The following is a 14,633-nucleotide window of genomic DNA, read 5'->3' on the forward strand; positions in this document are numbered from 1 at the left end:
TGAGCTCGTGCCTCCAGACTATATTGCATCACACTCGTGTGATACGGCTATAGTCTTCAATCGTTATTGAGCTTAACGGTCTCACTCACACCCTATTTCTTCCACCATTCATCATATACTGTGATTGGCAATTCACGTTTGTGTTGGGTTTTTAGGTACCAGTTTTCGATTTTTACAGCTGCGTCTGTTGAGACGTCTTTGCCTTCTAAGTAAGCATCGATGTCTTGGTAAGTAACACCTAGGGCTACTTCATCGGCTAAGCCGGGACGGTCTTCTTCTAAGTCCGCCGTTGGCACCTTAACGTATAAATGTTCTGGGGCATCTAAATATTCAAGGATAGCACGTCCTTGACGTTTATTTAACCGCCAGATAGGTAGGATATCTGCTGCGCCATCACCGAACTTGGTATAGAAGCCTGTGACTGATTCTGCAGCATGGTCTGTCCCTACCACGACACCTGCATTTTCACCTGCGATCGCATATTGTACCAACATCCGTTGGCGTGCTTTGATATTTCCTTTATTGAAGTCAGAAATGGTAAGTCCACCCTTTTCCAATTGTTCAACGGTAGCATCAACAGCTGGTTTGATGTTGACGCGTACAGTTTGGTCCGCAGCCATGAAATCTATAGCGTCCATAGCATCAGCTTCATCGGCTTGGTTGCCGTAAGGAAGACGGACTGCGATGAATTGATACTTATCGTCACCAGTTTCTTCGCGTATTTCAGTTATGGCCATTTGGCATAGTTTACCGGCTAGGGTTGAATCTTGCCCACCAGAAATACCTAATACTAAGCTTTTTAGAAATGGATACTTGTGAAAGTATGCCTTGATGAAATCGATGGTACGTCTGATTTCTGCTTCTGGATTAATACTAGGTGCTACTTTTAAGGCATTTATAATTTCTTCTTGTAATGAACGCATGGTATTCTCCCCTTTTATTGCTTTATTCATCAACTTAGTCTTCGTTGTCACCGTTTAACTCGGATTCTTTAAACTCTTCATTGATACGTTCACGAATTTCAGCGATTGAATTCATCTTTAAATCATATAATTCTTGCGATAAATCAACTGGGTATGGTTCTGGATTCAACATACGGCGATACTCTGACCATAAGGCTTCCAAGTGCTCGCGTGAAAAATCACGAACGGTTTCAAGCGTTGGCAGATCGTAAACCAATTCACCCTTGTCGATGATGGTTTTTAATAATGGACGAGCGTTGAAACGACGAACTGTCTTATTAATGTAAGTATAAGTTGGATGGAACATGAAGATAGACTCAGCGTCATTAGGATTTTCATTCATGGTTGTAATATAGTCCCCTTCAGATTTACCATCTTTCTTGCGGGTAATACGCCAAATTTGTTTCTCACCTGGTGTAGTAATTTTTTCTGGAGATGACGAAATTTTCATTGTAGGAACCATATCACCATTTTCATCTTCAATGGCACATAATTTGTAAACGGCTCCTAAGGCTGGTTGGTCAAAGGCAGTAATCAGCTGAGTACCTACACCCCAAGCGTCAATTTTAGCGCCTTGCATTTTCAAGTTTAAGATCGTTTTTTCATCTAAATCGTTTGAGGCAGAAATGATTGCATCAGGATAGCCCGCTTCATCCAACATCTTACGGATACTTGATGATAAGTAAGAAATATCGCCAGAGTCGATACGAACGCCGACAAAACGAGATTTATCTTCCATCTCATTGGCCACTTTAATCGCATTTGGCACTCCTGAACGAAGGGTATCATAAGTGTCTACTAAGAATGTACATTTTTCATGGGCATTTGCATAAGCTTTGAACGCTTCATAATCACTTTGATAAGCTTGTACCATAGCATGCGCATGGGTTCCTGAAATTGGAATATTGAATAATTTACCTGCGCGTACATTTGAGGTAGAGTCGAATCCGCCAATATAAGCCGCGCGGGCTCCCCAAATAGCCGCATCCATTTCTTGGGCACGCCTTGAACCGAATTCAGCTAATGCGTCATCCCCAGCAACATTCCGGATACGTGATGCTTTGGTCGCAATTAAAGTTTGATAGTTGATAATATTTAATACTGCTGTTTCAATTAAAGTACAATCAGCTAATGACCCTTTAATTTGCATCAACGGTTCATTTGAAAAGGTAATTTCACCTTCTTCCATTGAACGAATTGTGGCATCGAAATGGTAGTTTTTCAAATAGTCTAAGAAATCTTCCGGATAATTTTGTGTTTCCCGTAAGTATGCGATATCATCATCGGTAAATTTTAAATTTTGTACATATTGAATGACACGTTCTAGGCCTGCGAAAATGGCATAGCCACTTTCAAACGGATTTTTACGGAAGTATACTTCAAAAACCGCTTGTTGGTCAGCTTTTCCAGCATCCCAATAAGTCTTCATCATGTTTATTTCATATAAATCTGTATGAAGTGCCAGGCTATCGTTGGTCGTTGTCTTCATTTTCTTATTCCCTCCAAGAATTGCAATTTGACTTTCCTTATTATAACACTATTACTCAGCTAGTTGTCACCTCTAGACGCTTATATCCTTGATTTAGTAAGCAAAAAAGCGTTAGCTACCAGTACATGTGACTGTCGCTAACGCTTAATTGACGTTTCTTATATAAGAATTTGAACAAAGAACTGATCTATTTAGAAATCAGCGGTCTCACATCCTATTTAGTTGGGTTCGCTTTGGCAGTCCGGTCTCCACTTCAGGAATATTTGCTGCAAGTAAACTTGCTACGGCATATTCCTTCCAGTGTTACCTGCCTGATCGCCAAAGCTCACACCCTGTTTAGTCGGGTTCGAGTCTCCAGAAAGAACTGCGTTTCAGATTAAGTTGTAGCTGACTTCGCTATCTACTGCCTTAATCTTCCAACGTTCCTTTCTTGACATCGACTCTCACACCATGTAGTTGAGCTCGCCAGGGCAGACAGGTGTCCGCTTCAGATTAGTTGGCGACACACCTTGTGTGTCACGGCACTAATCTTCCATCGTCTCCTGTCTAAACGCCCTGTCTCACATCCTATCCTATGACGTCGATGTTCATTTCTTCTGCTTCTTCTCTTGTGACTGTTGGTTTTTCGTCTTCGTCAATTCCTGATGAGGATACTTTGTCGAAGAGAATTTTAATAGTTTGCAATAAGATCTTGAAGTCCAAGAACATTGAGTATTGCTTGATGTAGATCAAGTCAAAGTTCAATTTAGAGTTAAAGTCAGTGGCATATTTACCGTAGACTTGTGCGTAACCCGTTATTCCTGCTTGTACGTTGTGACGTAAGTAGTAGTGCGGGTTTTCTTCTTGGAATTGGTTCACGAAGAATGGTCGCTCTGGACGTGGTCCAATCATGGACATATCTCCGCTTAGCACATTCAACAACTGTGGTAATTCATCGATACGCAAGGCACGGATATATTTACCAACTGTTGTGACACGTGCGTCATTTTTCGTTGCAATCATTGGGCCAGATTTCACTTCAGCGTCCGTTGTCATCGAACGGAATTTCAAGATATCAAACTCTTCGCCACCTTTAGTAATACGTACTTGGCGGTAGAAGACTGGCCCTTTGGAGGTTAATTTAATAATAATCGCTGTAATCAACATGATTGGTGACGTTAAGATTAAACCAACTAAGGCTATCATGATATCTAAACCACGTTTGATTAAGGCTTGGTCTGCTGGAATCGCAAAGTCTGAGGTTTCAATAATAGATTCATCTTCAAAATTCATAATATTTGGATTTACCATGACCAGGTTTTCAAATTTAGAATTTAAGAACAGTTTTTTATTGGCCCGCATCAACAAGTCATAAATTTTCAATTTTTCGCTTTCATCAATTTGCGATGCAAGATATACAATATCATACTCATCTAAACGACTCTTCACATTGCGGTAGTAATCTTCTAATACCACATGTGTTACGATATGACGAGTACTTTTCGAATTCTTGAAATTATATATTGCCGGAAAAACAGCTTCTTCAGATCCAACGATCATTACCCGTTTCGTAGACGCATAGCGTCGGTAAATATCGAAGACTAAGGCTCTAAAAGTGTAGAGCATCACAACACTTACCACAAAGTCGATCAAGACGACTGAACGCGGAAAGGCTAGCCATCTACCAGCAAAACTTAAAACCATAGCAACAACTGCTAATATCCCTTGACTGATGATGGTAATGAAGAAGAGGTCGCCTTTGGTTTTATCATATAAAATGTAAACCCCAAATAATATATTGATAAATACAAAGATAATTAATATCCAACCAATTGCCCCTTGGAAAGCTTCATAGTTTTTCAAAGGTACATATCGACCATACCGCAAAAAGAATGAAACAAGATAAGAAAGGAACAAGATTAACGCTTCTGTCGCCGCGATAACCACGCGGTACCAGTTCGTCCATTCTCCGTTTTTTTGCATTTTTTCACCCATTTCATTATATATATACTATAAGTAAGCACCTATAATCCCTAATATTCTACCATAACCCAACTGCAATTTAATCCTATTCTAGTTAAAAATCCTTTAAATTGTAGTAGAAAATAAGAAAAAGCAGCTAGCTTTTACCCTAACTGCTTGAAACCATTTTGATTACTCTGGTGATCCGTATGGAATTGGACTAGATTCAGTAACTGAATCACTTGCAACAGATGACCGAGGTCGTTCTGTTGTATCTGATTCAACCGCTGATTGCTCTTGTGAGCTAGATGATGTCGCGCTATCCTCTATAACTGAACCATTGCTTGAGGAAGATGATGATTCATCCATCTGACTTGAGTCACTTGCAGTACCATCTTCAATATCTGAGTCATCACTTGATGATTCGGATGCACTCGATGATGAAGAATCGCTTGAAGGGGCTGTTGATGCACTATCACTCGAACTACTAGTTGATGCGCTACTTGAATCACTTGAGCTTGCAACACTAGAACTTGAACTAGATGCACTTGATACATCACTCGGTGATGAACTTGTTGAAGAAGAGATTTCTTCACTCGAACTGTCATGAGTTGACGAATCACTAGAAGGAGTTGATTCAACATCACTTGATGAGATAGAAGAGTTAGTATCTGAACTTGATGCAACGACCCTCGATGAGCTAGATACACTACCACGACTTGATGAACTTGATGCATTGCCCCGACTTGATGACCGTGAAGTACTTTGTTCAAATTGTTTGGATGCTAATACACCAGAAGCTACATTAGTATTCACACCAAATGATGGCCGATCTGCAATTTGACGCAGTGTTATGGTAGCTGATGCGCCATTTGAAGCCAAAATTTCTTCTCGTTTAGCTTCTAATTCAGCAATGCGACTTTTTGAGTCTTTAATGGCAGCTTGCCCTTCCTTACGAATTTGAGCTAATGCTTCATCTGATTTGTTGGTTGCTTCAGCTTCTTCTATCAAGCGGTTAAAGATATTTTGTGTCGCTTCCTCATCACTTGTAGCAATCATCTCTAACAATTTATCTTGTAGATAAGGATTTTCAATTTCATTGACCCGTTCAGTGATTTTTGTAAGTTTGTCCACCAAACTAATGTAAGTAAGCGCACTATCTTCTTCAATTGCTAGTAAATCACTTTTATATTCTTCAATTATATCAACTTGATATTCGGCTTCGTCAATCAACGTTACGGCTGTGCTATAGAACCCATCATCTTCAAGGTTTAGTTGACTAGCATAGTTATCACGAAGTAAATCCAGTTTATCAACGGTTACCTCATCATCTACAAGAACGTATTCTATAATCGTCGCCCCATTGATGACTAATTCGTTATTACCAAGTTTATCTTTATCAAATAAATCATTTAACTGGCTTTGTAAATCAAACCGTTGCTGTACAGAATGAATTCGGTCAACGATGATATCTTTATCAGCACTGTCTCTTAAACTATCTACTTCTTTAGTTAAGGAAGAAATCTCATCTTGTTGAATGTCTGCTTTTAGAAAGGTATAGGAGTTATCAAAATAAAGTGCATTTACTGCTGATGCCACTGCTTCTGTTTTTTCTTCTGCAGACGTGCGATTAGTATTTATAAACGCACGAATGATGAAAAAGGCTGTCAAGCATATCACTACACCCGATAGAACATAGGCAATTTGTCGATTATCTTTAAAAAAACGCTTGCGCATTTTTTCTCCCTCCCTTTTCTCTTTTTCTCAGTTTCTTAGCCTTAAGACTATCATGCAATTGCACAAAAAACGCCAACTGTTGCACTTTATCATATAATTTTTATATTAGTCATACTTGTGTAATCAATTTGTAACAGCGTAAACATAGGGTGTGAGTGTCGACGCTCAGAAAGGGAACGTTGGAAGATTTGAGCAGTGACTGACGAAGTCAGGTACAATCTAATCTGAAACGCAGTCCTTTCTGGAGACACGAACCCGACTAAAAAGGATGCGAGACAGGGCGTTTAGACAGGTGGCAATGGCATAATAGTGCCGTATTACACAAAGTGTGATGCAAACTATTCTAAAGGGGATACTTGTCTACCCTGGCGCGCTCAACTTCACAGGGGTTAAGCGTCTACGTAAATAAGTATATTAAGTTCAACAATTTCTCTACATTTTACCGTGTATTACCTTTTGCCAATTAGAAGCTTTATATGTAACTTAATGATAACTGAGATTGCCATAAAGCTGAAATAATACCAATCAGAATTAAAAAAGCGTCGCAACTAAGTGTTGCGACGCCAGTTCGTATAATTATTGAGCATATTTTTCATTCATTCGCCGTTCATACACATTTAATAATTTCGTTAGGGTGAAGGTTAACATAAAGTAGATAGCCATTGAGATGATTAGTGGAATGATACCATTAAAGGTAATCGTTGATACATTACGGGTTTGGAAGGTTAATTCCGCTACACCGATTGTAGATACGATAGATGATTCTTTAATTAAGGATACGAACTCATTCCCTAGTGATGGCCAGATAGATCTTAATGATTGTGGAAAAATAACTTTCCGCATCGTTGTCCAGTAGCCTAAACCAAGTGAGCGAGCAGCTTCAGCCTGCCCTTTATCTACAGAACTGATACCTCCACGGATAATTTCTGCAATATAAGCACCTGAGTTTAGAGATACCGCAACCAAACCTGATGTCATGGTTGACCAACCAAACATACCAGCAAAACCGAGGTAAACAAATAATACTTGAATCATTAGTGGTGTCCCACGAACTACTTCGATGTAAGCTTGAGCTATCAAATCGACTAATTTATTTTCCGATAAACGCATTAACGCTAGCGCTGCACCAATAATTAAACCAAAGAAAATAGCTGTCGCTGAAATGACTAAAGTTGTTTTTAAACCATTCACGAAATAAGGCGCATAAGCTGCCCAAGTCGATTGACGATTGTCCTCAATAATTTGGTAGGATTCCTCCAACCATTGGTCAATTAAACCTTGTTCCTGAGCGTCCGCAATGGATTTGTTGACTGCTGCTTGTAATGTAGGTTGGTCTTTTGGCATTGCTGCTGCCTTACCAGGATCTTGGATTGGTAAATTCGCTTCAATAACTGTTAAACTAGGATTTTCCGCCGCATACGCTCCGGCTACGTCCTCATCTAATAATACCCCGTCAACTAACCCCGAATCTAAAGCTGAAATGGAATCAGTCGTCGTACGCATTACTTGTACTTCTGAATTAGGGTAATATTCTCCAACTAATAACTGTTGTGTGGTCCCTTCACCAATAGAAATTTTTCCACCATTTGAAAAGTAGCTATCATCTGTAATTTCACTCACTTTGCTTTCTTGAATAACAAATGATTGACCAGAAACTTGGTAGATATCAGAAAAATCTACTGATTTAGCGCGCTCTTCAGTGGAAGTCATTCCTGCTAATACAATATCAATTTGACCAGTATCCAATGATGTTAATAAATTCGAAAACTCCATATCAACAACTTCAAGGTCTACGCCTAAGTCATCTGCGATTTTTTGTGCTAAGAAGATATCTAGTCCAACAACTTGATTTTTGCCATCTTTCAAAATAGAGAATTCAAAAGGTGCATACGTTGAGTTAGTCCCAACCCGCAATACCCCTCGGTCTTTGATGTCTTGGTATAAAGTGTCCTCTCCAGGTGCTGTTGCTTCACTGGCATCGATGGTAGATGCCGCTGATTGACCCTCTTCAGTTGCCAAAACGGGACTTTGACTCAACCCAACCATGGCTAGGACAAGTGTCATACAAACCAAGATAATTTGTTTCATATATTTCATCATTTTCCTCCTCTAAGATATTTTTCTTAATATATTTCCATACAACTTTACTATTTTTGGCAATAAAAAATCTCCCCCTCTATAACAGAGGCGGAGATCCACGGTACCACTCTAATTTTAGGGGTAGTTTATACTGCCCCTCACTTGAAATGGTAACGTCATTAGCGAAATGACCTACTATCTATCGTTCAGTCATTTTTCTCAACAATGCGGTTCAATTATCTATTCTGTAAGGCCTCACACCAACACCTCTCGCTACACCAGTCGATAATTTACTCTTTGTTTCATTGAATTTTTATTAAAATAGTATGTGGTTATACCACGTCCACTACATTATATTGACATGACCATGTATTTGTCAATCACTCTTAGGAGAAAGTATTAGCATGAAGGAACATAAAAAAAGAGAATCTGACATATATGCCAAATTCCCTTTCATTTATCTATTTAAATTAATTAGCCAATAAATTTAGTTGCGTATTCAGCGAATTGCGCACCAGCGCTTGCTAAGAATTGTTTAGAGTCTTCGTTAGTTACTTCACCAGTCTCCATGTCAGAAATTTCAGCAGAGTTGATGTAAAGTTCTGGTTGAGCCATAGTTTGTAAGTCTAGGAATACTAATGATTGACGTAATGAGTGATGAGCTAAAGTACCAGCAATACCAGAGATAGATTGAGATGCTACTAAAGCAGGTTTACCAGCCCATACGTTTTGACCCCAAGGACGAGAAGCAACGTCTAAAGCGTTTTTCAATGCAGCTGGGATGTTACGGTTGTGTTCAGGTGTTACAAAGATGATGGCATCTTGAGCTGCAACTTGTGCACGGAACTCTTCGTATTCTGCTGGAGAGTTAGCGTCTAAGTCTTGGTTATATAAAGGTAAGTTTGCGATTTCTAAAAAGTTAACTTCTGAACCTTCTGGTAAACCAGCAACGATAGCTTTCGCTACACCTTCAGATAAAGAGTTTTGACGGATAGAACCTACTACTACACCATATTTTGTCATGTTAAAAAATCTCCTTTTCAAATGTTCTTAATTTTTTTATCTTACAAGATATATCATAACACCTCGAATTCGAAATATCAAAAGTTAGTGCTTCGTATAACAAGTTTCTTTATTGTAAAATGAAGGATTGTTAACCTTGTGCTATAAAGATGCCCTCTATATCAAGGTTTGTACTTACAAAATGTAAGTTAGAAAAAACAGACTATTTATTCAATAAGTACATTCTTTGTGTTTTATAACCTTTATTGTATTTGATTAGTCACTCATTTCGCGCAAAAATACACGAGATCGATCCTCAAAAAATGGCCAGATCGTAAACACAGATCCCACAGCAAAATCCTGGTCAATAGCCCCTTCCTCAGGATGCTCATTTTTGGGCTATATTGGGCTACATAAAGGATAAAGGACTGCACCAACAGTACAGCCCCTTAACTCGGAAGAATATATACATTTCAAGCTGCGAACCGTCTCTTACTTAGCTGATATCCGGCTCGCCAAGTCAGACTTATCTCGCACTTAGTTATCTTAACCACTCATTATTTCTTGCGACATCCGAAAAGGCACCTGGTTCTGTCGTTTCACCTTTGGCCCAGATTTGTTCAGCCATTTTACGTGCTGATTGTGGTAGACCAAATAGTTTGATGAAGCCTTCTGCATCGTTTTGGTTGTAGATGTCATCTTCACCAAAGGTTGCTAATTCGTCTGAATATAGTGAGTAAGGACTTGTCATACCAGCGTCGATAATGTTCCCTTTATATAGAACCATTGTCACTGAACCGGTCACAGTTTTTTGTGTTTCGTCTACAAAAACTTGTAATGCTTTACGTAATGGGCTAAACCATAAACCGTTGTAGACTAGGTCTGCGTATTTCAAGGCTACGCTTTGTTTGTAGTGTTGTGTGTCACGGTCTAAAGCGATTTGCTCTAATTTTTCGTGAGCGTGGTAAAGGATAGTGCCACCTGGTGTTTCATAGACCCCACGCGATTTCATCCCTACTAGACGGTTTTCAACGACATCTAAGATACCGATACCATTGGCACCACCAATTTCATTTAATTTTTCTAGTAAAGCGATTGGTCCTAATTTTTCTCCGTTTACAGCAATCGGTATACCTGATTCAAAGGTCACCGTAACTTCAACTTCTTGGTCAGGTGCAGATTGTGGTGATACCCCTAATTCCAAGATGTCTTCGTAGTTTGGTTTGTTGGTTGGGTCTTCTAAGTCTAACCCTTCATGTGACAAGTGGAATATGTTTTCGTCTTTAGAGTAGTTGGTTTCGCGTGTAATTGGTAGTGGCACGTTATGCGCTTCAGCGTAGTCAAAGGCTTGCTCACGAGATAAGATATCCCATTCACGCCAAGGAGCGATGATCGTCATTGTTGGATCGAATTCACGGATTCCTAACTCGAAACGCACTTGGTCGTTTCCTTTCCCAGTACAACCGTGAACAATAGCGTCACAGCCTTCTAAATGCGCAATTTCAACCATACGTTTAGCGATTAATGGACGCGCGTAGGCAGTCCCTAATAAATAAGTCGACTCGTATTTAGCCCCTGCTTGGATCGCTGGGAAAATATAATCCGTAATAAATTCCTCACGCAAGTCTTCTACATATAATTTCGTCGCCCCGCAGGCTACCGCTTTTTCTTTCAAGAATTCAAAGTCTTCTTCTTGACCAACGTTACCAGTCATCCCGATAACTTCACAGTCGTTATAGTTTTCCTTTAACCAAGGAATAATCACTGAAGTATCTAAACCACCTGAGTATGCTAGTAAAACCTTTTTAATTTCTTTATTTGTTTTTGCCATAATGAATGCCTCCTAAATTTCTGTCTAAAATTTTCTGTCTAAATTTTCTGATTAAAATCGTTAAGCGTATTTTTGGTTCATCTTTCTTTCATATACATTCAAGACTTGCGACAAGGCATAAGTCATGATGAAGTAGATGATCATTGAAATAAATAATGGGACCACTGCTTGGTACGTAATACTTGTTACAGCACGTGTTTGGAAGGTTAATTCTGCCACCCCAATGGTCGATACAATAGACGATTCCTTGATCAAGGTGATAAATTCATTCACCAATGACGGCCAAATCGATCTTAATGATTGTGGGAAAATAACTTTCCGCATGGTTTGCCAGTAGCCAAGCCCTAGTGAACGCGCAGCCTCAGCTTGCCCCTTATCAACGGATTGAATACCCCCACGGATAATCTCCGCGATATAAGCACCGGAGTTCATGGATACTGACACCAAACCGGCAGTCATTGTAGACCAGCCAAAGATAGACCCTACACCAAGGAACATAAACAAGACTTGGATCATTAATGGTGTACCACGCACAAACTCGATATAGGCTGTCGCCAAGAATTTTAAGATTGGGTTATCCGTCAAACGCATAAGGGCTAATAAAATCCCCAAGATCATACCGAAGAAGATGGATACCCCTGCAATAATCAAGGTTGTTTTAATTCCGTTCCAAAAATATGGCCAGTAGGTGGTCCAACCTGTTCCCGCGTTTTCACCAGCGATAATGTCAAATGATGCTTCTGTCCAAGTTTCGATTAAGCCTTGGTCATTCACATCTTCTAAAATATCGTTGATAGCTGTTTGTAAGGATGGTTGGTTTTCCGGGATACCAATTGATTTACCTTGGTCTTCAACCATGCCGTCTAAGTTAGAGTCAATAACGGTTAACCCTTCATTTTCAGCTGCATTGGCACCGGCAACCGCATCATCTAGTAACACCCCATCTGCTTGGCCAGAAGTTAAGGCCGCAATGGCATCCCCTGATTTACGCATGATCAACAAGTCTGGATTTTCAAAGAAGTCTCTCACATAACCCTCTTGTAATGTCGCTTCAGATACCGCAATGGTATGCTCCCCATTTTCAAATGAGGTATAATCTACAATTTCATCTTCTTCGCCTTCACGAATAACGATTGATTGACCAGATAATTCATAGGCATTTGAGAAGTCAATGGATTGGTCACGCTCTTCAGTCGCCCCCATACCAGCGATGATCATGTCGATCCCCCCCGTTTCAAGCGAAGCAATCAATGACCCAAACTCCATATCAACAACTTCCAGTTCAACCCCTAATTGGTCCGCGATATATTCCCCTAAGAAAACGTCAATCCCAACGACTTCGTTTTGACCGTCTCTTAAAACGGTAAACTCATAAGGTGAGTAACCAGAAGCAGTCCCCATTCTAAGCACACCACGTTCTTGAATCTCCGCCAGTAATGTATCTTCACCCTCAACCTCAGCCGCTGCTTCAGGACCCGTCCAAGACGATGCCGAAACGCTTTTGGCTGGTACAACAAGACTGATCAAGATGGCCAAAATAACCATCACATTAAAACCCTTCAACTGCCATCCCACTTGATATTTCTTCTTCACCTGACTAAACATCTTCTTCATCCTCCTAGATTTTTCCTATAAAAAAAGCCCACCTCTCCTAAAAAGAAGAGGCGGACGAATATCCACGGTACCACTCTACTGTCGCGATTTTTGTCTATGAGTTTCCCCTTGTCAAAACTAGACTTTCATCCAATCTTTAAAACAAGCTTTCATTTGTCGGCCCGGAAAATAAAAAAATCCGCCCCTTCAAATGAAGAGGCGGTTAATATCCACGGTACCACTCTACTGTTGACAAAAATACATCAACGCTTGATGACTTAACGCGCCTAACGAATTGAGCTACTTTTATGATCTAATTAGCTTACTTCACTCAATTATCTCAGCAATGCGGTTCACAATTCTCCTGACATAGACCTTCCACCAATCGTCTACTCGCTTTGGACAGTACTCTTGTTACTCTTTGCCTCTATGATTTAATATTCAATTCTCATAAAAAAATGACATGTATCATTTATTTTTAATTTTTTATCATTTTCTTTTAATCATTCTAATCGGTAATTTATAGAAAGTCAACCGGAAAAGTGAAATTCTTTTTACAAAACTTTCAACCTAGTAAATATTAGCTCGAACCCTTAGGATTGCTGCAGCCACCGCTTCTGGCGCTGGCCCCCCAGCAACATTCCGGCGGTAAACACAATTCTTCAAATCGATGGCGTCATAAATATCGGCATCAAATAATTCTGAGTATTTTTGGTATTCGTCCAAGGTTAATTCTTCCAAGCTCTTGCTTTTTTCCGTACAGTAACCCACTAAATCTCCAGATACTTGGTAGGCATCTCTAAAGGCCATCCCCTTGTTGGTCAGATAGTCTGCACAGTCTGTCGCGTTTAAAAACCCAGTTCCACAAGCTGCATACATAACTTCTTTATTGACGATTGTCGCTTCTAACATGCCCGGTAATAGAGATAACATCGCTTTCACATGGTCAATCCCGTCAAAAAGCTGTTCCTTAATTTCTTGCAGATCTTTATTGTAAGCAAGCGGCAGGCCTTTCATAATGGTTAAGACGCTCATCAGATTCCCGTAAACCCGGCCCGTTTTCCCACGCATTAATTCATGGATATCGGCATTCTTCTTCTGTGGCATGATCGATGAACCAGTTGAGAAGGAATCTTTCAGGCTGATGAAACGGAATTCTTGGCTGGACCACATGATCGTTTCTTCCGCGTAACGGGACATGTGCATGGACATCATGGCTAAATCTGACAGGAATTCGATGGCATAATCGTTGTTGGATACCGCATCGATTGAGTTAACATACGGTGCTGTGAAACCTGCCACCTGTTCAGTTGTATAGAAAGGGTCAATTGGGTAAGTAGACGTTGCTAAGGCCCCCGCACCCAGTGGCATATCGTTCGCTACCCGGTCAGAAAGGTCCGTAAACCGCGATAAGTCACGGCTGAACATCTGCGCATAGGCCAATAAATAGTGGGCGTAAGTGATTGGTTGCGCCCGTTGTAAGTGGGTGTAGCCTGGCATAATCGTGTCCAAGTGTCCCTCTGCTTTTGTCAAAATAGCCTCAATCGCTACTTGGGTTTTCTCGATAAAATCTTGCAATTCATCTAGCACATAAATCCGCATAGCTGTCGCTACCTGGTCATTACGAGACCGGCCAGTATGAACCTTCTTCCCAATTGTGCCAAGACGGTTGGTCAACTCAGTCTCGATGAAAGAATGAACATCTTCCGCTGTAAAATCAACGACTAAAGTCCCATCCGCATAATCTTGACGCATTTGCTCAAGCTCTTTTACCAAGCTGTCCGACTCCTCTAAACCAAGAATCCCTTGGTGACCTAACATAGCCGCATGGGCTTTTGACCCACGGAGGTCAGCGTCCAACAAGCGGTAATCTACTTGGATAGATTGGTTGAATTGATAAGCATCTTGTGACATTTCCTCGTGAAATTTATTAGACCAAATGGCCATAGCGATACACTCCTTTGATTTCTGGGCAATCTCCTGCCCGTTTCTTGTCTTC

General features: G+C 40.3%; 9 protein-coding genes and 2 other annotated features. All 9 genes read right to left on the bottom strand.

The window, feature by feature from the left end; translation table 11 throughout:
• Positions 1-92 precede the first annotated feature (92 nt).
• Positions 93-923: an ammonia-dependent NAD(+) synthetase gene (gene nadE, locus AC973_RS07040; protein ID WP_048729096.1), complete on the bottom strand. Its 831-nt coding sequence runs from the start codon at positions 921-923 to the stop codon at positions 93-95.
• Positions 924-957: 34 nt separating this feature from the next.
• Positions 958-2,451: a nicotinate phosphoribosyltransferase gene (locus tag AC973_RS07045; protein ID WP_048729098.1), complete on the bottom strand. Its 1,494-nt coding sequence runs from the start codon at positions 2,449-2,451 to the stop codon at positions 958-960.
• A 567-nt stretch (positions 2,452-3,018) separates the two neighbouring features.
• Positions 3,019-4,413 carry a sugar transferase gene (locus AC973_RS07050; protein ID WP_192828992.1) on the bottom strand — a complete coding sequence of 465 codons (1,395 nt, stop codon included), beginning with the start codon at positions 4,411-4,413 and terminating at the stop codon, positions 3,019-3,021.
• 171 nt (positions 4,414-4,584) lie between these two features.
• Positions 4,585-6,129: a cell division site-positioning protein MapZ family protein gene (locus AC973_RS07055; protein ID WP_048729101.1), complete on the bottom strand. Its 1,545-nt coding sequence runs from the start codon at positions 6,127-6,129 to the stop codon at positions 4,585-4,587.
• A gap of 576 nt (positions 6,130-6,705) precedes the next feature.
• A complete protein-coding gene (locus tag AC973_RS07060) occupies positions 6,706-8,229 on the bottom strand; it encodes an ABC transporter substrate-binding protein/permease (RefSeq protein ID WP_225968954.1) in 1,524 nt (507 codons plus the stop codon).
• An 80-nt stretch (positions 8,230-8,309) separates the two neighbouring features.
• Positions 8,310-8,523, bottom strand: a binding site (T-box leader).
• 159 nt (positions 8,524-8,682) lie between these two features.
• Positions 8,683-9,231 carry an NADPH-dependent FMN reductase gene (locus tag AC973_RS07065; RefSeq protein WP_048729103.1) on the bottom strand — a complete coding sequence of 183 codons (549 nt, stop codon included), beginning with the start codon at positions 9,229-9,231 and terminating at the stop codon, positions 8,683-8,685.
• A gap of 520 nt (positions 9,232-9,751) precedes the next feature.
• Positions 9,752-11,041 carry an argininosuccinate synthase gene (locus tag AC973_RS07070; RefSeq protein WP_048729105.1) on the bottom strand — a complete coding sequence of 430 codons (1,290 nt, stop codon included), beginning with the start codon at positions 11,039-11,041 and terminating at the stop codon, positions 9,752-9,754.
• A 60-nt stretch (positions 11,042-11,101) separates the two neighbouring features.
• A complete protein-coding gene (locus tag AC973_RS07075) occupies positions 11,102-12,655 on the bottom strand; it encodes an ABC transporter substrate-binding protein/permease (RefSeq protein WP_225968955.1) in 1,554 nt (517 codons plus the stop codon).
• Positions 12,656-12,846: 191 nt separating this feature from the next.
• Positions 12,847-13,073, bottom strand: a binding site (T-box leader).
• A 131-nt stretch (positions 13,074-13,204) separates the two neighbouring features.
• Positions 13,205-14,581 (bottom strand): argininosuccinate lyase, encoded by a 1,377-nt coding sequence (gene argH / locus AC973_RS07080; RefSeq protein WP_048729109.1) that lies wholly within the window; start codon positions 14,579-14,581, stop codon positions 13,205-13,207.
• Between the last annotated feature and the right edge of the window lie 52 nt (positions 14,582-14,633).

This window comes from Carnobacterium sp. 1290_CSPC, from assembly GCF_001053265.1.
Lineage (GTDB): Bacteria > Bacillota > Bacilli > Lactobacillales > Aerococcaceae > Aerococcus > Aerococcus urinaeequi.